The 21729-nt window shown below is 52.0% G+C and carries 21 protein-coding genes; 14 read left to right on the top strand and 7 right to left on the bottom strand.

The genetic code is table 11. The features are described 5' to 3' along the window. Positions 1-273 precede the first annotated feature (273 nt). A complete protein-coding gene (locus MUU47_RS19745; RefSeq protein ID WP_258989859.1) occupies positions 274-897 on the top strand; it encodes a helix-turn-helix domain-containing protein in 624 nt (207 codons plus the stop codon). A gap of 20 nt (positions 898-917) precedes the next feature. On the opposite strand, the gene MUU47_RS19740 is transcribed toward MUU47_RS19745, so the two are convergent. Beyond that, the gene (locus MUU47_RS19740) at positions 918-1583 is read right to left on the bottom strand and encodes a type II secretion system protein GspB, cryptic system variant (RefSeq protein ID WP_258989858.1); all 666 of its coding nucleotides are present in this window, start codon (positions 1581-1583) and stop codon (positions 918-920) included. Then, positions 1583-3169 carry an ExeA family protein gene (locus MUU47_RS19735; protein WP_309578273.1) on the bottom strand — a complete coding sequence of 529 codons (1587 nt, stop codon included), beginning with the start codon at positions 3167-3169 and terminating at the stop codon, positions 1583-1585. Before MUU47_RS19735 ends, MUU47_RS19740 begins: the two co-directional genes overlap by 1 nt. 297 nt (positions 3170-3466) lie before the next feature. Here MUU47_RS19735 and gspC point away from each other — a divergent pair, with 297 nt between their 5' ends. From gspC to iagB, 13 genes are all read left to right on the top strand, one after another. After that, positions 3467-4198, top strand: coding sequence for a type II secretion system protein GspC (gene gspC, locus MUU47_RS19730; RefSeq protein ID WP_258989856.1), 732 nt, complete (start codon positions 3467-3469; stop codon positions 4196-4198). Positions 4199-4212: 14 nt separating this feature from the next. After that, positions 4213-6135, top strand: coding sequence for a type II secretion system secretin GspD (gene gspD, locus MUU47_RS19725; protein ID WP_258989855.1), 1923 nt, complete (start codon positions 4213-4215; stop codon positions 6133-6135). 15 nt (positions 6136-6150) lie between these two features. Beyond that, positions 6151-7629, top strand: a complete 1479-nt coding sequence (gspE, locus tag MUU47_RS19720; RefSeq protein ID WP_258989853.1) for a type II secretion system ATPase GspE — start codon at positions 6151-6153, stop codon at positions 7627-7629. Continuing rightward, positions 7629-8837, top strand: coding sequence for a type II secretion system inner membrane protein GspF (gspF, locus tag MUU47_RS19715; RefSeq protein ID WP_258989852.1), 1209 nt, complete (start codon positions 7629-7631; stop codon positions 8835-8837). The genes gspE and gspF overlap by 1 nt, the downstream gene beginning before the upstream one ends. Positions 8838-8844: 7 nt before the next feature. Beyond that, a complete protein-coding gene (gene gspG / locus MUU47_RS19710; protein ID WP_258989851.1) occupies positions 8845-9297 on the top strand; it encodes a type II secretion system major pseudopilin GspG in 453 nt (150 codons plus the stop codon). After that, on the top strand, positions 9294-9779 hold the full coding sequence (locus MUU47_RS19705) for a type II secretion system protein (RefSeq protein ID WP_258990569.1): 486 nt from the start codon (positions 9294-9296) through the stop codon (positions 9777-9779). The genes gspG and MUU47_RS19705 overlap by 4 nt, the downstream gene beginning before the upstream one ends. Further along, positions 9772-10167 carry a type II secretion system minor pseudopilin GspI gene (gspI, locus tag MUU47_RS19700; RefSeq protein WP_258989850.1) on the top strand — a complete coding sequence of 132 codons (396 nt, stop codon included), beginning with the start codon at positions 9772-9774 and terminating at the stop codon, positions 10165-10167. The genes MUU47_RS19705 and gspI overlap by 8 nt, the downstream gene beginning before the upstream one ends. Continuing rightward, positions 10154-10831: a type II secretion system minor pseudopilin GspJ gene (gene gspJ / locus MUU47_RS19695; protein WP_258989849.1), complete on the top strand. Its 678-nt coding sequence runs from the start codon at positions 10154-10156 to the stop codon at positions 10829-10831. The genes gspI and gspJ overlap by 14 nt, the downstream gene beginning before the upstream one ends. Further along, entirely contained in the window at positions 10828-11964 is a 1137-nt protein-coding gene (gene gspK, locus MUU47_RS19690) for a type II secretion system minor pseudopilin GspK (protein WP_258989848.1), read from the top strand. Before gspJ ends, gspK begins: the two co-directional genes overlap by 4 nt. Positions 11965-11979: 15 nt before the next feature. Continuing rightward, a complete protein-coding gene (gene gspL, locus MUU47_RS19685; RefSeq protein WP_258989847.1) occupies positions 11980-13122 on the top strand; it encodes a type II secretion system protein GspL in 1143 nt (380 codons plus the stop codon). Beyond that, positions 13119-13604, top strand: a complete 486-nt coding sequence (locus MUU47_RS19680; RefSeq protein ID WP_258989846.1) for a type II secretion system protein M — start codon at positions 13119-13121, stop codon at positions 13602-13604. Before gspL ends, MUU47_RS19680 begins: the two co-directional genes overlap by 4 nt. Continuing rightward, complete coding sequence (locus MUU47_RS19675; RefSeq protein ID WP_258989845.1) at positions 13601-14401, top strand: prepilin peptidase; 801 nt, start codon at positions 13601-13603, stop codon at positions 14399-14401. Before MUU47_RS19680 ends, MUU47_RS19675 begins: the two co-directional genes overlap by 4 nt. A 219-nt stretch (positions 14402-14620) precedes the next feature. Then, a complete protein-coding gene (iagB, locus tag MUU47_RS19670; protein WP_258990568.1) occupies positions 14621-15070 on the top strand; it encodes a type III secretion system invasion protein IagB in 450 nt (149 codons plus the stop codon). A 293-nt stretch (positions 15071-15363) separates the two neighbouring features. On the opposite strand, the gene MUU47_RS19665 is transcribed toward iagB, so the two are convergent. From MUU47_RS19665 to hcr, 5 genes are all read right to left on the bottom strand, one after another. Further along, positions 15364-16377, bottom strand: coding sequence for a 3-beta-hydroxysteroid dehydrogenase (locus MUU47_RS19665; protein WP_258989844.1), 1014 nt, complete (start codon positions 16375-16377; stop codon positions 15364-15366). Between the two features lie 96 nt (positions 16378-16473). Further along, positions 16474-17907 carry an SDR family oxidoreductase gene (locus MUU47_RS19660; RefSeq protein WP_258989843.1) on the bottom strand — a complete coding sequence of 478 codons (1434 nt, stop codon included), beginning with the start codon at positions 17905-17907 and terminating at the stop codon, positions 16474-16476. A 12-nt stretch (positions 17908-17919) separates the two neighbouring features. Then, the gene (gene ltaE / locus MUU47_RS19655; protein WP_258989842.1) at positions 17920-18921 is read right to left on the bottom strand and encodes a low-specificity L-threonine aldolase; all 1002 of its coding nucleotides are present in this window, start codon (positions 18919-18921) and stop codon (positions 17920-17922) included. A 38-nt stretch (positions 18922-18959) separates the two neighbouring features. Continuing rightward, complete coding sequence (gene poxB / locus MUU47_RS19650) at positions 18960-20678, bottom strand: ubiquinone-dependent pyruvate dehydrogenase (protein WP_258989840.1); 1719 nt, start codon at positions 20676-20678, stop codon at positions 18960-18962. A 78-nt stretch (positions 20679-20756) separates the two neighbouring features. Then, positions 20757-21725 carry an NADH oxidoreductase gene (gene hcr / locus MUU47_RS19645; RefSeq protein ID WP_258989838.1) on the bottom strand — a complete coding sequence of 323 codons (969 nt, stop codon included), beginning with the start codon at positions 21723-21725 and terminating at the stop codon, positions 20757-20759. Positions 21726-21729: the final 4 nt, after the last annotated feature.

The raw sequence follows: 21729 nt of genomic DNA, 5'->3' as shown, positions 1-21729 counted from the left end.
AAACGGTTAAAAACATTCATATCAATTATACAATTCACGAAATAGAAATAGCTAATGTAGATCTGCTAAATTGACTTAACACATTCGCCGCATCTATGATTGCATCACTTCTCAAGTATTATTTAATATAATAAAGTGTTTGTGAAGCATCGAATATTCATTTCATGATCCGTTTATAACCGGATGCTCCTGTCCATACGTTCAATTTTCATATTGTATGAAAGGATGTGATGACGTTTATAATGTAGATTATTCATACTGCGAGTGTAAATCATGTTAAGTACCTATGGTAAAAGCTTACGACCTGATGCTGAACTGACATCAATTATTGAGCTGACAAATGGTTATCCAGAGAAAGAATATAAAAAGTGGCGTAAATTTTCGAGCACCAATACTAATAACATCTATATTATCCTCAAAGGAAATGTCGAATTCCGCCGTACATCGGATGAGCTATGTATGTTCACGTTAGATGCACCATTCATTTTTGGTCTTGCTAACTTGTTTTATAATGTCAGTAATGTTCACGGTGTGGCTCGCTCAGACTTGGTGGTACGTGAGGTGGATAAAAATGATTTTATTCGGTTGGTGACTGAGCATAACTGTTGGGAAGCACTGACCAAAGTCCTTTCGTGGTTCCTGTGTGTCTTTAAAAAACGTGATGATGTGTTGGTTGCCCGTAGTGCATACCAGGTCATTCGTGATTTTTTACTCGAAATAAATGAACTGGTTGTTAATTATAACCGTGATATTAATGTTTATGATTACATTCAGGAGTACACCGATTTGGCGCGGAGTACCATTATAAAAATTCTTTCTGACCTGAAAAAAGGGCAGTACATCGTGGTCAAAAAAGGGCGTCTTTTAAGCATGACTACGCTACCTGAACGATACTGATTTAGCATACTGTTCATGTTTTATCCTTTCGATCTTCGTTGATCCGATATCATTACAGGAGGTGTCCTGAATCTCTCCCTGTTATTCTGTGAACCGATAACAGCAGCGGTGATATGGGCTGAGTCATCATTCTCCGATGTTGGTTGGACAAAGGAAAGATCGTCTGGCGGTGTAACGTCAGGGATTTTTCCTTGTGAATAATCCTGTTGTTGTTCCTTCACTGCTTGTAATAGCCGCTGTTCTAACGACAGTTCACTTTCTTTAGGCGGCGGGGGTCTGTTGCCACTATTCGTTGGCAATGGCTGTGTCGCCAGTTCGCCATCCGGTGTATGTGTCCAGTCATCATCTTCCAGGTGATGAGATAACGTATTTTCGCTGACTGGCGTTGCTGTCTGCTGCACGGGCTTCGGGACCGGCGGCGGGAATGTTTTGGTCACAAAGACATAGTGCATATCCGAAAGTGTCACCTCCGTGTGCGCTAATTTTTTCACCTGCGCAGGAGGGGCTGGATGAAGGCACTGCCAGTAAAGATGCGCATATGAACCCGCTATCACCAGCATCGCTATACACATCAATCCAGATAAACTTTTTAGCAGCCATAGACGCAGGTCCGGGCACTGCCGGGTAAAATAAACGGCTTCACCCGTCGTGGTGCTGCGCTGAGCGGCGAGACTGATTTTGGACATTATGACTCGCTTCCTTGCTGTGTTTTTTCGACTCTCGACAAGTGTACAGGACTTATCACTGTCGGCGTCATATTGATGGAATGCATTAATCGGAGTAATGTCTCATCGCCAGGGACACCGTCAACGCGTAATCCTCTTGTGGACTGGAATTCACGAACCCGCTTAACAAGCTCTGCCGACCATCCGGTTGTGTGCGTCGGTTCAACGTTGAGTGCCTGACTCAACGCATTATCCAGCCAGATGATATCGCCGACAGGACTGTTCGCATTGACGCTATTTTGTCCGGCAGGGGTTAACCGCCGTAATAAGGTGTAATTGCCCGTTGCGTTGTGCACAAACCAGTTGCGCGAAACCTGCCAGGTGCGACCATTTAGCAGTAAATCGACAGTATTATTCTCAATATGGGCAACTACTGCGTAATTCAGGCGGTCGCCCGTCTTGAGCTCTGCAATCCACGGATAGCCTTCTTTTTCGCGTTCAGCCAGTGTCGCCCGTCCCTCTCTGCATTGCAGCATGGCACGCTTTGCGTTGTAGCATAACGCATCATCTGCCGTAGCATCATATCCCCATATTTTATACAGCTGATGCATACTGTCAGCCTCACTGATGACCTCGTCGTTGATTGACGGAGGGGGCGGTGGGGCCTCAGTGCGTGCCATCTGTTGCCAGCTTGCCGGTGTCGGAATAGAGAAGGGCAATTTGGCGGTCAACGATGGCGGTGCATACCAACCGCCTGCCAGACAGGCAAATACGGTGACCAGCGCAATGGTGGCCCATTTTTTAGCGCTACGGCGGGCCGGGATAATTTCATCGCAAGCCAGTCGTAAATGTCGGGAACTGACTCTGGGGGCGCGTTCAGTCCACGCAGCCAGCAGCGCCAAATGCGCAAGGCGATTGATTTGGGTGATATTACCCTGCGTCAGAGCGTGAATCTTGCGGATGCGGTCACGTGGGAAAGGTGATGTCTCCACCCCTTGCTCTTTCATTCGGGCAGCAAAATAGGCTTCACATTCACGGCCAGACAGCGGACGCAACGTATGACAGGTATGCATTAAAGCCGATAACCCTGGCATCGACATCAGCTTAGTCTCTGCCTCGGCGGTACCGGTCAGCAGAATACTCAGCGTGAACCCTTGCTCTTCTGCTCGGCTCAGCAGCATTCCCAGTAATGACCAGGCATTGTCGCTTATCGCTTGCGCAGCGGATATCACCAATACGGTTTGTTTGCCGCACTGTGATTGCCAGCGCCGAAAAATAGCATCAATGGTCTGGATCCAGTTTTTGCTAGCCTGACCATCAGGATTGAGTTTGTACAGCAGTGTCTCCGCGGATAGCTTCGGAAAAGCATTCACGATGTGTGTGTTCGCTACCTGGGTGCTCAACCGGTGGCTAAATTGTTTGAGTAGCGCTTCATCGGCACTAAAGAGTCCGACTATCCCTGGTTGACGGGTTTTTTCAGCCAGCAGACCGAACACATCCTGGTGTCTGGCGACAGTGAACTCTCCGGCGGGAGTCGTCACCTGCCTGAAGGGGGGCGTCGCAAATTGGAAATGTTGCAAATACATATTTAATTCACTCTGTTTCAAAATAACCAGGATGGGGATGTGTGTCAGCAAAGTAAGGGGCGCAACATGTATCGTCAATTTGTGCCGAGGAGAAAAGTAGTCGCGCTTTTTTGACCAACAGCACTATGGGAAGTCAATGGTTTTTTGCATGAAAGTGAATATCTAATTCAGTGGTTTTACAGCTATTCTCTGCATACTATTCGTCAGGATTATTGAAACGTGAAGTCATCCCAGTCTGGTGATTGATGATTAATGTGTGGTGAAAAGGTTTTTATAATGAGGACGCCGTATTTATACCGGCTTGTAGCATCCTGCGTCATGTTTATTCTGCTTATATTAAGTGGGCAACAAGGCTACATCGCTTATAAAGATTATAAAAAAGCGGTTGATAAGTTGACCGGAGCCAGAATTCGGGCGGGTGAAAGCACGACAGCAGAAAAAAGCTTCTCATTATTTGCATCAGAAGCTCAACAGCGAAACGAAGGCGCTCAGGTACAAGAACCCTTATCCGCGGAAGTGGATGGGATCCTTCTCAGTGATGAAGCCTGGTTGTCATTGGCGATGATTAAAATCGCGGGTCAACAGCAAAGTTATCGCGAGGGCGATACCCTCGCTGGTTATGACGATGCATGGATAGAAACGATTACACAGGACAGTGTGGTCGTGCGTTACCACGGCGTTGCACAAACCCTGGCGCTTAAGCGGCCTGATTATTTCAAAGGTATGGAGCCGCCGCCGCCAGTGGAAGAGCTGGACGCTAACAGGCGTCACGCGGCATTAATGTTGAGCGATTATTTTGTCCTGAAGCCTCTGTTCCGGGAAGGAAAATTGCAGGGTTATATCATTAATCCCCGGAATGCCTCTGGCTATTTTAAACAGAGCGGATTTGAACCAGGGGACATCGTCGTGAAAGTGGATGCGAGTGATATGACCCGCGAGTTACCTGCAAAATTAATGGCAACCAACTGGTTAAAAATGAAGGTGGCGGATGTCGTAGTACAACGTCATGGTCAATTGAAAAACATTCACCTGAATGTTTTAAACGATTAACAAGCATAATCAATATGAAAAAATCTCCGTGGAAATACAGTGTGTTGACCGCGCTTGCGCTATTTTCTGGCTCGATCATGGCCGCAACCTTTACTGCCAGTTTTAAAAATACCGATATTCGTGAATTTATTGACACGGTCAGCCGTAATCTCAACAAAACGATTCTGGTCGATCCCTCCGTTCAGGGAATGGTTTCTGTCCGAACGTATAATGTGTTGACAGAAGACGAATATTATCAGTTCTTCCTCAGCGTACTCGATTTATACGGTCTGTCGGTTATTCCGATGGATAACGGGATGATCAAAGTGGTGCGCTCCTCGGTCGCCCGTACCGCTGGGGCTCCATTGGCTGACAGCAAAAATCCCGGCAAAGGTGACGAGATAATTACCCGTGTGGTGCGCATGGAAAATGTGCCAGTGCGTGAACTCGCCCCTTTGCTACGGCAGTTGAACGATGCATCCGGTATCGGAAACGTCGTCCATTTTGAACCCTCTAACGTGTTGTTGCTCACCGGTAAAGCATCGGTGATTAACCGTCTTGTGGATTTGGTCGAGCGCGTCGATAAATCGGGGGTACAACGCCGTGAAATCGTGTCGCTGAAGTTTGCGTCTGCCAAAGATCTCTCTGACACGCTCAACAACCTTAATAACGAAGAGCAGAAAGGACAGAATGCACCGCATCTGGCCACTAAAGTGGTGGCCGATATCTCGACCAACAGTCTGGTGATTAGTGGCACCGAGCCCTCTCGAGCGCGCGCGCGCGCGTTGATAAGCAAGCTGGACAGAGAGCAGGATAACCAGGGCAACACCCGCGTGTTCTATCTGAAATACGCTAATGCGGCCAAAATTGTGCCGGTGCTGACGGGTGTCGGTGACCAGATGAAAGACAAACCAGGTCAGGCGAAAGGAAAAATGGGCAGCGGGAAAGAGGAGTTGAATATCACAGCTGATGAATCCACCAACTCTTTAGTGATAACTGCACAGCCCAACGTAATGAATTCACTGGAAAAAGTGATCGCTAAACTGGATATTCGCCGCGCTCAGGTTCTGGTGGAGGCGATTATCGCCGAAGTGCAGGACGGATCCGGACTGGATGTCGGTGTGCAATGGTCAAGTAAACACGGTGGAACACAGTTTACGGGAACCGGATTGCCAATCGGTCAGGTCAAGAGTGGTGAAAACAACGGCTCAGGCTTCAATGGTCTGGCGACCGGGTTCTTTAATGGTGATTTTGGCATGCTGTTGAGCGCGTTATCGACCGATGGCAAAAACGACATTCTTTCCACCCCAAGCGTAGTGACCCTCGACAACAAAGAGGCGTCCTTCAACGTTGGTCAGGATGTACCGGTTCTTTCCGGTTCGCAAACCACCACCGGTGATAATGTCTTTAACACGGTTGAACGTAAAACAGTCGGTACCAAACTCAAAATCATTCCACAGATCAACGATGGCGACACTATCCATCTGAAAATAGAGCAAGAAGTCTCAAGTGTTGATGCGAATGCGACAGAAGACGCCTCCCTTGGCCCAACCTTTAATACCCGAACTATCAGCAACGAAGTGATGGTGCACAGCGGTCAGACGGTAGTACTGGGCGGACTTATTGAAAATGTGACCAAGCAGAACGTGTCGAAAGTGCCGTTGTTGGGGGATATCCCACTGGTGGGGCAGCTGTTCCGTTATACCTCCCAGGATTCCTCAAAGCGCAATCTGATGGTGTTTATCCATACCACAGTGCTGCGAGACGATGACAACTTCAGTGCCGCGTCAAAAGAGAAATACGACCAGGTTCGGGCAAGTCAGCAGCAACGGCTGGAAGAGGAAAAAATCGGCATCATTGAACCGGATCATAACTCAGTGCTGCCGGCCTGGCCGGAGAATTCTCCAGCCTCACCAGCGACCTCAACTTCAGATATGCGTAATCCTTTTAAAGGGTGACAGCAGGAAAGCAATGTGGACGAGTTGACGAATTTTCTGTGTGGCAGTAACTATGCCAAAGATCACGGTGTGCTGTATTACGACGATACGGTTTATGTGCGTGACAACGCGCCGCTGTTTGCCGTGCTGGAAATCCGCCGCGCATTGGGGCGATCGTTTGTCCCCACGACGCTTAATGCGGAAGCGTTTGATGAGCTATTACAGCGTATCTGGCAACAGAGCAGCGGTGTGGCGCAACAAATGGTCGATGATATGGATGCCGATATCGATCTGATGGCGCTCACCGAAGAGATCCCGGATAACGAGGATCTGCTGGATAACGATGAAAACTCACCGGTGATTCGACTGATCAACGCCATTCTGGGGGAGGCGGTGAAAGAGGGCGCATCGGATATTCACATCGAAACCTTCGAGCGCACGCTGAGCATCCGTTTTCGTGTCGATGGTGTGCTGCGTCCGGTCCTGCAACCGGCGCGTAAACTGGCACCGCTGTTAGTCTCGAGGATCAAGGTGATGTCAAAACTGGACATTGCCGAGAAACGTCTGCCACAAGATGGTCGAATTTCATTGCGTATTGGGCGTAAAGCGATTGATGTGCGTGTGTCCACGATCCCCTCGCAATATGGCGAACGAGTGGTGATGCGCCTGTTGGATAAAAGCAATCTGAAACCAGACATTAACAAGCTGGGGTTAGCTGATGAAGAGCTGGCGCAATTGAAAGGACTGATTGCGCGTCCGCACGGCATTATCCTGGTCACTGGCCCGACCGGCTCAGGGAAAAGCACCACTTTATACGCAGTCCTGTCAGCACTGAATGGTCATGAACGCAACATTCTGACCGTTGAAGACCCTATCGAATATGAGCTGGAAGGGGTCGGGCAGACCCAGGTCAACCCGCGTGTGGACATGACGTTTGCCCGCGGTTTGCGTGCCATTCTGCGACAAGATCCTGATGTGGTGATGATTGGGGAAATACGCGACGGTGAAACGGCACAAATTGCGGTTCAGGCGTCACTGACCGGTCATCTGGTGATGTCCACACTGCACACCAACAGTGCGGCGGGGGCCATTACTCGCCTGCGGGATATGGGGCTGGAGTCATTTTTGATTAGCTCCTCGTTATTGGGCGTTATTGCCCAGCGCCTGGTTCGACAGCTTTGTCCCCATTGCCGTACCACCAGCCCACTTGACGGCAATGAACGCGCTTTATTCAGTTTTATGACGACACCGCCTAAAGTGATTTATCGCGCGGTCGGTTGTGAGCATTGTCGCCATAGTGGCTATCAGGGGCGCGCCGGGATCCACGAGTTTCTGGTTGTCGATAGCGCCATGCGCCGCGCTATCCATGAAGATAAAGATGAAATGACCCTTGAGAGCGAACTGTTCAAACAGGCGCACAGCTTGCGTGAAAACGGCTTGCTGAAGGTGATCAGTGGTATCACCTCGCTGGAAGAGGTGATACGGGTGACCGCTGAACGGGGAGGTGAGGAGTAATGGCCTGGTTTGCTTACAGTGCCACTGACGCCGCCGGAAAAACGCGACGCGGTACCTTGCAGGCTGAAAACCCTAGGCAGGTCCGTCAACAATTGCGTGAGCAACAACTGCTGCCATTCAGCATTACTGAGACTCACGAATATACGCCGGGCAAAACAGCGCAGCAAAAAAGCAAAATGACGTCTGCTGCGCTGTCGATGTTCACCCGTCAATTGTCGACGCTGGTGAACGCCGCTCTGCCACTGGAAAGCGCCCTGAAGGCTATCGCCCGTCAGTCGGAAGATAAAAAAATGTCGGCGCTGGTGAGCGATATCCGCGACAAGGTGGTGGAAGGCCACACGCTCAATGACGCACTCAGCCAGTATCCGCGCATTTTTGACAAACTTTATTGCGCCCTGGTGATGGCGGGAGAGCGAACAGGGGCACTCGGCACTGTGCTGGAAAAGTTGGCAGAGTACAACGAACAGCGCCAGAAAATGAAAAGCAAACTGACCCAGGCGATGGTCTATCCGCTAACACTAACGATAGTGGCGGTGACGGTTATCTGCATTTTGCTGGTGGCAGTGGTACCTCAGGTTATTGAGCAGTTTACCCATATGAAACAGCAATTACCTTTGACCACCCGCATTCTGATTACGGTCAGTGATTTTCTGCAAGCTTATGGTTTGCTGCTGGGGGGCGTATTGGCAGGACTGGCAATCGGCTGGAAAATCTGGCTTCGAAAGCCACAGAATCGCTTTGCCTGGCACCGCTGGCTGCTGACCCGTTCACCGGTGCAGAGATTAATGCGGGCAATTAACAGTGCCCGCTACATCCGCACACTCAGCATTTTGCAGGCCAGTAGCGTTCCGCTACTTGATGGCATGTTGATTGCGATGGAAGGCCTTGAGAACGGCTACGCTCGTCAGTTAATGGCAACGGCAGCAGATACCGTCCGTCAGGGCTCGACCCTCTACACAGCCCTCGAACAGGCGCATCTGTTTCCGCCGACCATGCTGTATATGGTGGCCTCAGGGGAAGAGAGCGGTGAGCTTGGCCCCTTAATGGACAGAGCAGCAGATAACCAGGAAAGTACACTCCAGCATCGCATTACGTTAACGCTGGCGGTTTTTGAACCGGCACTGGTCGTCAGCATGGCGACGGTGGTGTTGTTTATTGTGCTGTCAATATTACAACCAATCCTTCAACTCAATAATATGGTGGGATAAATCAATTATGCAAAACAAAGGTCAGTTATACGTCAAACATCAGCAAGGTTTTACTTTACTCGAACTGATGGTGGTTATTGTTATTCTCGGGGTGTTAGCCAGTATGGTGGTACCCAATCTGATGGGAAATAAAGAACGCGCCGATAAGCAAAAAGCAGTCAGTGATATTGTGGCTCTCGAGGGTTCATTAGACATGTATAAACTCGATAACCATCGCTATCCAACCACTGATCAGGGATTACAGGCACTGGTGACTCAACCAGAGATAGCCCCGATCCCGAATGATTATCGTGCAGACGGGTATATTCGGCGACTGCCAACGGATCCCTGGGGTAACGAATATCTGTTAGTCAGCCCAGGTGAACACGGTGCAGTGGATGTTTTCTCCACGGGCCTGGATGGTGAGGCAAATACTGCCGATGATATTACTAACTGGTCGCTGGATAAAAAAGAAAAATAATGAAACAACGTGGATTTACGTTGCTGGAATTGATTCTGGCACTGGTGATTTTTGCCAGTAGCGCCATGCTAGTGGTGACCACAATACCATCACGAAGCGGTCCGGATATCTTTGGTCAACAATTTAAATCCCTTGTGGAATATGGTTCCGATCGCGCCGTGATGGAAGGAAATATTTTTGGACTGGTAATAACCAGCCAGCATTATCAGTTGGTAATAGCTCGCTACAAAAATGACCAGACCTATTGGGTACCGTTAACAGCGGGAAGAATAGAGACGCAAGGCGAATTTCCGCAAGGAATGCATGTCTTGCTCACACCCCAGCGCCTGGCGGCGACACTCGATGCTGACCCGCAAATTATTTTTCTGCCGGATGGTGAAATGGGCCGTTTTACGTTGATGTTGCAAAGTATCGATAAGCAGCACCGTTTCCGCGTGATTTCGCAAGGTGCATCCCCGGTAAAGGTAGAAAACGATGAGTAATCGCCACCGTAAGCAGCAGGGCATGACATTGCTTGAAGTGATGGTTGCGCTGGCGATTTTCGCCACTGCCGCGTTGGCGCTGATGAATTCTGTCTCGCTGAACGTTCGCTTTACTCACACGTTGGGTGACTCACTGCAGGCCAGTTGGCTGGCAGAAAACCGGTTGGCGGAAGCGGCGTTGACTGGAAGCGATTTTCCTGACGAGGCGCAGGAAGGGGATGAAATGATGGGGGGGCGCAAGTGGCACTGGCGTGAACAGCGTGTCGATACCGGTGAGCAGGGTTTTGCCAATGAGGTTGTCATCTCAGAAGGCGATGAAGCCCAGCCTGTTATCACGTTACGGGTGCATTCCCCTGTGCTAAGAGAAGATGAAGATGCGACACCATGAAAAACAGCGTGGTTTCACGCTGCTGGAAGTGATGATTGCGCTGACGGTGTTTGCGGTTATTAGCCTGTTGGCCTGGCAAATTCTCGATGGCGCGATGCGGACCACCACGGCGACCAACCAACGTGCTGACGAACTTAACCAGTTACAACGTACTTACAACCTTCTGGAGCGTGATTTCTTTCAGTTGCTGCCTCGTGCACCGCGTGCGGAGCCTGGCTCCACTTTTGTTTACGACGACGAAGGACTGGAGTTCACCACCCTCAGCGGTATCAGTGGGCGGTTACAGCTCGAACGCATCGGCTGGCGTCTTCACGACATGCAGTTGTGGCGCACGGTGTGGCCCGCCATTGATGCATCAGAAAAAAATGCTCCTGACGAAGTGCCTGTCCTCAATAAAGTGAAAGCGGCTGAGTGGCGTTTTTATCAGCAGGGATGGCACAAGGAATGGAGTGATGCTGCACAGCTTCCGGAAGGCACAGAGCTGGAATTGACCATGGAGAATGGCGAAATCTGGCGTTGGGTTTTTCTGACGCCGGGCAACATGGACGTGTCAGCCGCGGGCTCCGTGGTAAGGGACGCTCAGCCGCAGGATACGCAAACCGATGACGCCCAGCCGCCTGCGTCAACAGAAGTGCAACCGACGACGACCGGAGGCCAGCCATGACATCACCCAGGCGACCAAAACAACGTGGTGTTGCACTGTTGGTGGTGCTGATTTTATTGGTGCTGATGTCGGTGTTGGCAGTGCGTATCAGCCAGCAGTTCAGTCGGAATCTGCAAAAAGTCCGTTATCAGACCAGCCAGCAACAGTTGCGTTGGGCTATACATGCGCAGGTACCGACTATCAAACAATTACTGCTGGATAATGGTGCGGGTGGGGACAAAGCCCTCGCCCCCGAGGGGCGCTGGCAGGAGCCAGTTGACACGCGCGGAGAACATTATCGGGTTGAGAGCCAGATTGTGGATGCGCAGAACTGTTTCAACGTTAACAGTCTGATTGCGGATGAGCAGGACGCAGCAGCAGATTCAGCAACAACACCCGCGACCACAACCGCAGAAACGGAAAAGACAACTGCGGCGGCGACAGAGACAGCGACAACGACAACAGCAACATCCACCGCAACGACCCCTGCTGAGCCGGTTGCGGCCATCGGCAGCGGACAAGACAAGCTTGCGAAACAGCAGATACTGGAAAAGTTGCTGGAAGAGGCGGGAATGAGCGGCATCACGGCTGAAAACGTCTACACACAACTGCTGGACTATCTGGATCCTGATGAGACGACGGAACAAGGAGGGCAGGAAAGTGATGCCTGGAACGCGATAAACGCCCGCTCTTTACCGGCCAACCAGGTGATGCGGACCTTAAATGAACTGCGTCTGTTGCCGGCCTTTCCGGTCAATAGCTGGGCAAAGGTGAGTCAACTGCTCTGCGCATTACCTGACAGCACCAACAAAGTGAATATCAATACCCTGACAGCAGAGCAGGCGCCGCTGCTCTCGGCACTGTTTGCTGGCGTCCTGACGAAAGAGGATGCGATCCGGCTGATCAATGCCCGGCCTGAATCAGGTTGGGCGAATGTCGATGCCTTTGAAACACAAGCCGAGGAACAGTTTCCGGTGAAAAAAGAGAGTCTGGCACAAGGCCGTGAGTTCATCGGTATCAATAGCCAATATTTTACGGTGAACAGTACCGGGACGACTGATGATTTAACGCTACGTGTTGTCACCCAATTACATCTCGACAGTGCCACAGGCGATATTAAGGTCTGGCAGCGTCGTTACCGCATGATTGAATAACGAAAAGTCATATTTATGAAACAAGTGCTTTTTATTCGTCCCGATTCCCTCAGGGACGAAAAAATATGGTGGTGTGAGTCCGGCAGTTCGCAGATTGACACGCTGGCGGGGGAAAGTGAGCTACACAAGCTGAGTACTCATGCGCTGGCATCACGGGTATGTTTGTTATTGCCCGCCAGTGACATGGTATTCCGGCATTTTTCATTACCCAAAAAGACCTTAGGTGCCCAGTCGATCCCTTTTTCATGGCTGGCAGAAGAGACGCTGATCGGTGATGTGGATACATTGCACTGGACAGTTTTGCGCAAAAAAGGCAGTGAAGTCGATGCTGTGGCTGTCGTGGCCGATCGCCTGCAATTTTGGTTAGATCAGTGCCAACAGGCGGGACTGACGGTTATTCAGGCATTACCTGATGCCATCCTGCTGCCAGAAACCACCGCGGGTTGTACGGCAGTTGCGCTGGAGGAAAATTACTGGCTGCGTTTTTCTTCTTTTAGCGCCTGCAACAGTGATGCTGCGCTTCTGCCGTGGCTATTACAGCAAAACGCGGAGCAAAGGATATGTGCTTACGGCGTGATGCCGGAAGGGGTCACTGTCAGTGAGTCTCATGACTGGCAACATCCGCTTCAGCTAATCCAGCCACAGTGGAAACAGTGCAACGCTAATCTGCTGCATGGTGCGTTTGATTTCCGCGCGGAAAAAGGGGGAACAAAGGGATGGCGCTGGTGGCTGGCAGGTGCTGTCGCACTGGTTTGCGGCAGTTTATTGTTGCCACGGGCGTTTACTGCATGGCTGTTAATTCAGCAGGAAAATCATTTACAGGAAGAGATAGTCCAGCTTTATCAGCATCACTTTCCGCGTCTGAAGCACCAGAGTAATCTCAAATATTATTTCGGGCAGAATGTAAAAAAAGAGAAAAAAGATGTTTTCATGCAACTGGACGATCTGGACAACCTGAAGCAGACGGTTTCCGGACTGCGGGTGAATTCGCTTGAGTATAATGCAGAAGGTGGTCGCATCACTCTGTTAGTACAGGCGCAACAGCAGCAGACGTTACAGGAATTTGTCGATAAAAGCCGCGAAAAATTTACTTTCACCCTACAGCCTGTCTCGGTGAAAGCTCCCTGGACGGCTCTCATCACAGGAACGGTAAAATGAATGCGACCTTGCAAAAAATGAAGGCCCGCTGGCAGCAATATCAACCGCGGGAACGGAAGTTAATCCTGCTGTGCCTGGCTGTGCTCGGGGTTGCCATTTTCTACTTCGGTGCCTGGCAACCTTTAGTGATGATGAATAAAAATAGTCAACTAACGCTTAAGCGTCAGCAGGAAACGCTGGACTGGATGCGTCACGAAATTGAAAGTAAACATATTCCTGTTCGTAAACTTAAAACCGCGAACGTGTCCAGGCTCGTTGAGATAAGTGCCAGGGCATTAAAAATTCCGTTATCAAATATGCAGCAACAGAATACAGCACTGAGCTTCGGGATAGCTAACATCGATATTAATCAATTAAGAGACTGGTTAAGGGAGATTAACCTCTCTTCTGGTGCGCAAGTGCAAAAATTGACCCTGACGCCAGTAGATTCTGCACGGCAGGTGAAAGCAGAGATTCAGTTAAGCTGGAAAGTCGAAAAATGAGTGCACTGATGATATTGCGTGAAGGATACCCCATTGCTTTTTGTCTCATGAGTGGGATCCTCGGGGCTATTCTGGGCAGTTTTCTCGGCGTGGTGGTTGAACGACTTCCCGCCAGAGTCATGGCAGAAGACGCGGCGACGGATAGCCTGATGTATCCTGCATCGCATTGCGCGCAATGCCTGCATTTGCTGAACTGGTGGGAAAATATCCCGTTGTTCAGTTGGGTCCTCTTGCGGGGGCGTTGCGCGCACTGCAACACTGCAATCCCGTTACGTTTGCTGGTGACCGAAGGACTGACATTATTATTTTTTGCCCTCAGTTGCTGGTACTTCCCCGCACCGCAGGCCTTTCTATCATTGTGGATAGTCTGGTGTGCTTTGTTGCCGTTGACGCTTATCGACCTGCGGCATCTGCTATTACCGGATGCTATCACTCAGCCATTGCTGTGGGGCGGACTGCTACTGAGTGCGATTACTGGACGGCTTCCACTGGTCGATGCCCTGTACGGCGCAGTAGCTGGTTACCTTGTCCTGTGGCTGCTGTATTGGTTTTTTTTGTTGCTCACGCGGCGCGAAGGTCTGGGCTACGGTGATTTTAAATTGCTGGCGGCACTGGGAGCCTGGGTCGGCTGGCAAGCGTTACCGACTCTGGTATTTTTTGCGGCAGTCTGTAGCATTCTTTTTTATTTCTGTAGTCGCCGAATATCTGGCGAACTGAATGTTATTCCATTTGGCCCGGGATTGAGTCTGGCCGGGCTTACGGTACTGATATTACAGTTGTCTGATTCAGGGCTTTGATCATCAATGTCAATATTTTTTGCCATTTTTTTTAGTGGGGAAATCAATCCCCGTTTTGTATTTTGCACGTTAGTCTGTTTGCAGAAATAAGACCATAACAGACATTTTTTATACCGAAAATAATTTGAGTTGCATCGCGGTGGCAAGAGAATGAGTCCCGGTGAGCTGACTCATGGCTTGCGTTTATCTATTAAAGGAGGCTGTGCAGGAGTAACCATTATGAGAATAATCAAGTGGATCATTATTGCGCTAGCTGCAATGAGTACCTGTGCCCAGGCAAATTGTTGGAGTAAAGCCGGGGAGGATCACCACGTGGATCCCTGGCTATTGCTGGCAATTGCTCAGGTAGAGTCGGGTATGAATCCAAACGCAATTAACAAAAATAATGATGGCACCCATGACATTGGGTTAATGCAAATAAACAGCATACATCTCCCAACCCTGGCGCGACGTGGAATTACCCAGAAACGACTGGTGAATGAACCTTGTGTTTCTATTATGGTTGGCGCATCGATACTCTCCGACATGATTAATGTTTACGGGAATAACTGGCAGGCGGTGGGTGCATATAACGCAGGTTTGAAAAAAGACCGTTACAAGCAACGTATGAAATACGCTCGAAAAGTGTGGAATAAATATCAACAAATAAAACCTAATGCGCCAAAATAATATATTTTATTTTTTGAAAATACCAATATGTTTCTTCAAAAAATGAAGTGGGTAGCAAGGTTTGGTTCCTGTCTGCAAGGGGCGTTCAGCAGGGAATTAAGAATATCTCACATCAATCGATATAGACATCAGGAATATGAAGATGAATAAACGGACGTGATTAAGTGTACTGGTGGCGGTTCCTGCGGAAGTGCCGGGTTGTGCCAGCACTACCAGGAAAGCCGGTGATATCGTTATCAACCACGGCCAACTGTTTCAGTGTAAACCAGCGCATTTCTCTTTATGTGGCTGGTTTAGCGCGGTAGTTTGCCGTGATCTTTCAGCCAGTGGGCGGTTTCCACAATGCCTTGATCCAGCGTCACGATGGGCTGATAGCCGAGCTCTTTTTCAGCACGGCTGATGTCCAGCGTGAAGTCAAAGTTCAGCTTCGACACGCCATAGTGGGTGAACGACGGCTCTTTTGCCGCCTTGTTGCCGAATTTTTCCATGCTGCGGGCGACCATATCCAGCATCGGATAGGGCACCGAGCGGATGCGGCACTGAATATCCAGCTCGTCGATAAGCTTCTGCACGATGCTTTTCAGGCTGCGCGGCTCGCCGTTGGTGATGTTGTAGATGCGACCGGAAGGCAGGGAATCACACAGCGGCTGGCTCGCCAGCCACATCGCATGTACCGCGTTTTCGTAGTAGGTCATGTCCACCTGCGCATTGCCGCCACGCGGCAGCAGCACGCTGCCGTAGTGGTGCATCATCTGCGCCAGACGCGGAATGAACACTTTATCGTGCGGGCCAAACAGACTTTGCGGGCGCAGTACCGTGAAACGGGTATTCGGGTTCGCCTGAGCCAGCAGGTTAATGACCTCTTCGCCAGCGGCTTTGCTGCGGGCAAATTCATTGGCAAAACGCTGCGGGCGGAACTCTTCTTTGATGTCACGATGATGGTGATAATCAAAGTACAGCGACGGCGACGAGATATGAATAAAGTTGCGCACACCCCAGGCAACGGCCCATTCGCCCAGACGGCGCGTGGCGCGCACGTTGGCTAAATCGAAGGCTTCCTGCGTGCCCCACGGAGACGTGAAACTGGAGCAGTGCCACAGCGTATCGATCCCGGCGAGCATCACTTTTGCCTGGGAAGAGACCAGCTCGGTCAGATCGGCATGCACAAATTCCGCGCCCATCTTCTCCAACAGGCGGCCCATCGCTTCATTGCGACCGGTTGCTCTGACGCTGATGCCTTTACGGCGCAGATATTCCACCGCATTACGGCCTAAACCGCTGGTGGCTCCGGTGACCAGTACCTTCATATCAATCCACTGTGTCTGAAAAGAATTTCGTGCGCATTTTTCCGTGAATTACGCTGAGTTGCAATGGGAAACTACGAAGAAAAATTCCCGTTACGTCTATTTGTGCGTGATTTCTTCGGCGAGCCTGGCAATGCGCTTCGCCATACCCCGAAAAATGAACAGATGTGCGGGGATCATCAGCAGCCAATAGAATAAGCCTGGCATACCGTGCGGATGCCACCAGGCGCGAACGTCGATTTCACGATGGTCGCCTTTATCCTTCATGCTGAAGGTGAGGCGTCCGAGGCCTGGCGCTTTCATGCCGAACAGCAGAGAAAGCTGTTTTTGCGCTTCAACGATGATCACTTTCCAGCTATCCACCGCGTCACCGGTTTTCAGCATCTCACGTTCCGGGCGGCCTTTGGCCAGTTTATGTCCCAACACTCGGTCCATCGCAGCGCGAATATCCCACAGAATATTGCCGAAGAAATAGCGCTCTTTGCCGCCGAGCTGGTTGGCGACCTGCCATAACGCGTCAAGGCTGGCGGAGGTACTGATGGTGCAGCCCGCCTGCTTTGGAAAATACCCATATTCTGGCCGCCAGCGGGCGAAAGCCTGGGCGTCGTAGCCCCAGTCGCTGGAGTTCATCAGCTGCTCTTCTTCTTTCAGCGTGCGCTTCACCGCTTCGTCAAAAGAGATAAGCGTCTGCGGGATCAGTGCCCGAAGTTCGCGATCGTCAGCCAGCAGATCGTGTTTCAGCCCCTGGATCAGCGCCTTGGCGGTGGTCGGCGGCACAGAGGTGATGACGTTAAGAAACCATACCGAAATCCAGCGGGTGGGGAAGGGAATGGGAATCAACGGGCGATGGCGACCGCTGATACGCATAAAATGCTCGAATTGCTGCTGATAGCTCAGCTCGTCAGGCCCGGCGGCTTCCAGCACGCGGTGCTTGTCCGTCGGGTGATTAAGCAATTCCACCAGGTAATAGAGTAAATTTTCCAGCGCGATGGGCGTGGTGCGGGAACGCACCCAGCGCGGCGGCGTCAGTACCGGCAGGTTGTAAACCATATCGCGCATCACTTCGAAGGCGGCAGAGCCCGCGCCGACGATAATCCCGGCCCGAAGTTCAGTTACCGGAATGCCCGCTTCGCGCAGAAGTTCGCCGGTAATCTGGCGGGCGCGTAAATGGTCGGACTGTTCATTTTCCGGCGCCTGCAGCGAACTCAAAAAGATAATTTGTTTGACTGGCTGCTGGCGCAGGGCATCGCGTACGTTCAGCGCCACCTGACGTTCGTGGGCGACGAAGTTCCCGCCTTCGCCCATGCCGTGCACCAGGAAATAAACGGTGTCGACCCCGTCCAGCAGGGCAGGCAGGCCTTCCGGCCAGTTGAGGTCCACGTGATGACAGCTGACGCCGGGCAGCGCCAGCTTTTGCAGACGATCCGTGTTACGTGCCGCCGCTCGCACGGTTGCCCCGCGCGCGCTCAGTTCGGTGACCAGATGCTGGCCGATGTAGCCGCTGGCACCTAGCACCAGAATAGAGTGTGGCACGTTTAACGCTCCTTAACGTCGTAAAAATGATTTCCAGTGGCCTACTACTTCTGCCAGCTTCTGGCGATCCACATCCAGGTGCATCACCAGGCGCACAATAGGAGAGGCGTTGATCAGCACGCCGTTGGCGCGCATATGCTCGCCGAGCGCGGCTGCGTTCTCTTCCCCAACGCGCACGAACAGCATGTTGGTGTCGTGACGCATCACGTCAGCGCCAATTTCTTTCAGCTGTTCAGCCATCCACGCGGCATTGTCGTGATCGTCCTGCAAACGTTGAACGTTATTTTTCAGCGCATACAGACCAGCCGCCGCCAGAATACCCGCCTGACGCATCCCGCCGCCGGTCATTTTACGCCAGCGGTTCGCGCGCTTGATGTAATCCGCGTTGCCGACCAGCAGGGAGCCAACCGGCGTGCCCAGCCCTTTGGACAGGCAGATGGTGAAGGAATCGCAGTATTGGGTAACGTCTTTCAGCTCGCAGCCGTATGCCACGATGGCGTTGAAGATGCGCGCGCCGTCAACGTGCAGGGCAAGCCCATGCTCGCGGGTGAACTGCCATGCGTCTTTCAAATATTCGCGTGGCAGCACTTTGCCGTTATGGGTGTTTTCGAGGCTCAATAGTTTGGTGCGTGCAAAGTGGATGTCATCAGCTTTGATTTTCGCCGCGACTTTGTCGAGCGGCAGAGTCGCGTCGCTGGCGGCATCAATCGGCTGCGGCTGAATGCTGCCCAATACCGCGGCACCGCCCGCTTCATACAGATAGTTATGTGCGCCCTGACCAACGATGTACTCTTCGCCGCGTTCGCAGTGGCTCAACAGCGCCACCAGGTTCGCCTGGGTGCCGGTAGGCAGAAACAGGGCAGCGTCTTTGCCGCCGAGCTCTGCCGCGTAGCGTTGCAGTTCATTAACGGTCGGGTCATCCCCGTACACATCATCCCCGACCGGGGCGGCCATCATCTGTTCCAGCATGGCACGCCCAGGGCGGGTGACGGTATCACTACGTAAATCGATCACGGCATTTCCTTTTTTGCATCAGGGTTATGCCTCTCTTTTTACCTGAGCCAGTTAGTTTTCGCCAGTTCGATAACTTCATCGCCGCGCCCACTGATGATCGCGCGCAACATATACAGGCTGAATCCCTTGGCCTGTTCGAGTTTGATTTGCGGTGGAATGGCGAGTTCGTCTTTCGCAACAACGACGTCGACCAGTACCGGCCCGTCGATACTGAATGCTCGCTGTAGCGCGTCATCGAGATCTGCCGATTTTTCGACGCGTATCCCGGTGATACCGCAGGCTTCAGCGATATTGGCGAAGTTGGTGTCGTGCAGTTCGGTGCCGTCGGTCATGTAGCCGCCAGCCTTCATTTCCATCGCTACAAAGCCGAGCACGCTGTTGTTGAAGACCACGATTTTCAGCGGCAGTTTGAGCTGCGCCACGGAGAGAAAATCCCCCATCAGCATGCTAAAACCGCCATCACCGCACATCGCGACTACCTGACGCTCAGGCATGGTGGCCTTCGCACCGAGCGCCTGTGGCATGGCATTGGCCATCGATCCGTGGTTGAACGAACCGAGCAGACGGCGCTTGCCGTTCATTTTCAGGTATCGCGCGGCCCACACGGTTGGCGTGCCGACATCGCAGGTGAAAATGGCGTCATCGTCGGCGAAATGGCTGATTTGCTGCGCCAGATATTGCGGGTGAATAGCTTTCTCACTCGGTTTGGCTAAATCATCGAGCCCTTTCCGCGCATCGCGATAGTGTTCTATCGCTTTGTCGAGGAACGCGCGATCGGTTTTCTCCTCCAGCAGCGGCGTCAGGGTGGCGAGGGTGGCTTTAATATCGCCGAGCAGCGCCATATCTACTTTACTGTGTGCGCCAATGCTGGCTGGATTAATGTCTATCTGAATAATTTTGGCATCGGCCGGGTAGAACGGGCGATACGGGAATTGGGTGCCGAGCAGTACCAGCGTATCGGCGTTCATCATGGTGTGGAAACCGGATGAGAAACCAATCAGACCGGTCATCCCGACATCGTACGGGTTATCGTATTCGACGTGCTCTTTGCCGCGCATGGCGTGGACAATCGGCGATTTTAGCTTGCCGGCAAACGCCAGCAGTTCTTTATGTGCCCCGGCACAGCCGCTGCCGCACAGTAACGCAATATTGCTGGAGTAGCGCAGCAGTTGGGCGAGCTTGCGCAGCTCTTCCATTTCCGGCACCACCACCGGCTGCGGGGCATGATACCAATGGGTGCTGGCGCTTTCCGGCGCCGGTTTCAGCGCCACATCGCCGGGTAGCACCACCACTGAAACGCCACGGTTAAGCACCGCTTTGCGCATCGCAATCGCTAGCACCTGCGGGATTTGTTCGGGTGAAGAGACCAGTTCGCAATAGTGGCTGCATTCGCGGAACAGCTCCTGCGGATGGGTTTCCTGGAAATAACCGCTGCCGATTTCGCTCGACGGAATGTGGGCGGCGATGGCGACCACCGGCACGTGGTTGCGATGGCAGTCAAACAGACCGTTAATCAGATGAAGGTTGCCAGGCCCGCAGGAGCCTGCGCAGACCGCCAGTTCGCCAGTGAGTTGGGCTTCTGCACCCGCAGCGAATGCGGCCACCTCTTCATGGCGAGTGGGCATCCACTCAATGGTGCCCATTTTGTTGAGGCTGTCACTGAGCCCGTTGAGGGAGTCTCCGGTGACACCCCAAATGCGTTTTACCCCGGCTTGTTCAAAAGTTTTTGCGATATAGGCCGCAACGGTTTGTTTCATGGGTTTCCTTCTCCTTTTTGTGATACCGCTTACAAGCTTAGATGAAACTCACTGAGGTGCCCGGCAAAATCCCCTTCATCAGGCGAGCACTAAATCGCCCTGAGGATGACAGGAGCAGGCCAACACATAGCCCTGTTTTTGTTCTTCCGCGGTCAGGGTCATGGTGCTGGTGACGGTGTACTCCCCGCTGAGCACCTGCGTTTTGCAACTCCCGCAAACACCCGCGCGACAGGCGGCATTCACCGGCACCGTATTGCTTTCCAGTGCCTCCAGAAGCGTGGTGCCAACCGGCGCGTAAAATTCTTTCGCCGGTTGCAGCCTGGTGAATTTCAGCCCACTGGTGGCGGCTTTTGCTACCGGTGTGAAGAATTTCTCTTTGTAGAAACGCGTCACGCCGAGCTGCTTCACGTTTTCTTCCACCCACGCCATATACGGCGCAGGCCCGCAGGTCATTACTGTCCGTGCCGCCAGATCTGGCACGCTTTCAAGAATAGCCAGGCTTAACCGTCCAGCTACAAAACCGTGCGTGGCATTGTTTTCCGCCACCATCGTGACCGGGTAATTTCGCCACTCGTCGGCAAAGATGACATCTTGCGGCGAACGGACGCTGAAGATCACCTGCACATCAGCATCAGGACGATTTTTTGCCAGCCAGCGACGCATCGACATCACTGGCGTGACGCCGCAGCCTGCCGCCAGGAGCAGCAGTTTATCGGCGGGTTTATCGTCGCAGGTGAATTCCCCCTGCGCATCGGACAGCCACAGATAGTCGCCGCGTTTGACATCACGGGTCAGCCACTCAGAGCCTGCACCATCGTCAATGCGGCGCACGGTGAGGGTGATGAATTCGCTCACGCCCGGCGTGGACGACAGCGTGTAAGCGCGCAGCGTATCCGCGGAATCACGGATGCTCACCAGTGCGTATTGCCCGGCGCGATACGGATAAGCGTCGTGACACAGCAGCGACAGCGTCCACACATCTGGCGTTTCCTGCCTGATGTGATGGACCTGCATCCGCCACGGGTACTGTGGAGTTGGCATGGTCATGGTC

This window comes from Scandinavium hiltneri (assembly GCF_024764835.1).
Classification (GTDB): domain Bacteria; phylum Pseudomonadota; class Gammaproteobacteria; order Enterobacterales; family Enterobacteriaceae; genus Scandinavium; species Scandinavium hiltneri.
Note: the sequence above shows the minus strand (reverse complement) of the source record. Positions and strands in the feature narration are given on the sequence as shown.

Bases quoted from the DNA above. Each gene is read 5' to 3' on its own strand.
- gspK (WP_258989848.1), top strand. From the start codon at position 10,828: ATGACATCACCCAGGCGACCAAAACAACGTGGTGTTGCACTGTTGGTG.
- poxB (WP_258989840.1), bottom strand. From the start codon at position 20,678: ATGAAACAAACCGTTGCGGCCTATATCGCAAAAACTTTTGAACAAGCC.
- hcr (WP_258989838.1), bottom strand. From the start codon at position 21,725: ATGACCATGCCAACTCCACAGTACCCGTGGCGGATGCAGGTCCATCAC.
- gspJ (WP_258989849.1), top strand. From the start codon at position 10,154: ATGCGACACCATGAAAAACAGCGTGGTTTCACGCTGCTGGAAGTGATG.
- gspC (WP_258989856.1), top strand. From the start codon at position 3,467: ATGTTTATTCTGCTTATATTAAGTGGGCAACAAGGCTACATCGCTTAT.
- gspD (WP_258989855.1), top strand. From the start codon at position 4,213: ATGAAAAAATCTCCGTGGAAATACAGTGTGTTGACCGCGCTTGCGCTA.
- gspI (WP_258989850.1), top strand. From the start codon at position 9,772: ATGAGTAATCGCCACCGTAAGCAGCAGGGCATGACATTGCTTGAAGTG.
- iagB (WP_258990568.1), top strand. From the start codon at position 14,621: ATGAGAATAATCAAGTGGATCATTATTGCGCTAGCTGCAATGAGTACC.
- MUU47_RS19675 (WP_258989845.1), top strand. From the start codon at position 13,601: ATGAGTGCACTGATGATATTGCGTGAAGGATACCCCATTGCTTTTTGT.
- gspG (WP_258989851.1), top strand. From the start codon at position 8,845: ATGCAAAACAAAGGTCAGTTATACGTCAAACATCAGCAAGGTTTTACT.
- MUU47_RS19665 (WP_258989844.1), bottom strand. From the start codon at position 16,377: ATGAAGGTACTGGTCACCGGAGCCACCAGCGGTTTAGGCCGTAATGCG.
- MUU47_RS19680 (WP_258989846.1), top strand. From the start codon at position 13,119: ATGAATGCGACCTTGCAAAAAATGAAGGCCCGCTGGCAGCAATATCAA.
- gspL (WP_258989847.1), top strand. From the start codon at position 11,980: ATGAAACAAGTGCTTTTTATTCGTCCCGATTCCCTCAGGGACGAAAAA.
- gspF (WP_258989852.1), top strand. From the start codon at position 7,629: ATGGCCTGGTTTGCTTACAGTGCCACTGACGCCGCCGGAAAAACGCGA.
- MUU47_RS19745 (WP_258989859.1), top strand. From the start codon at position 274: ATGTTAAGTACCTATGGTAAAAGCTTACGACCTGATGCTGAACTGACA.
- MUU47_RS19740 (WP_258989858.1), bottom strand. From the start codon at position 1,583: ATGTCCAAAATCAGTCTCGCCGCTCAGCGCAGCACCACGACGGGTGAA.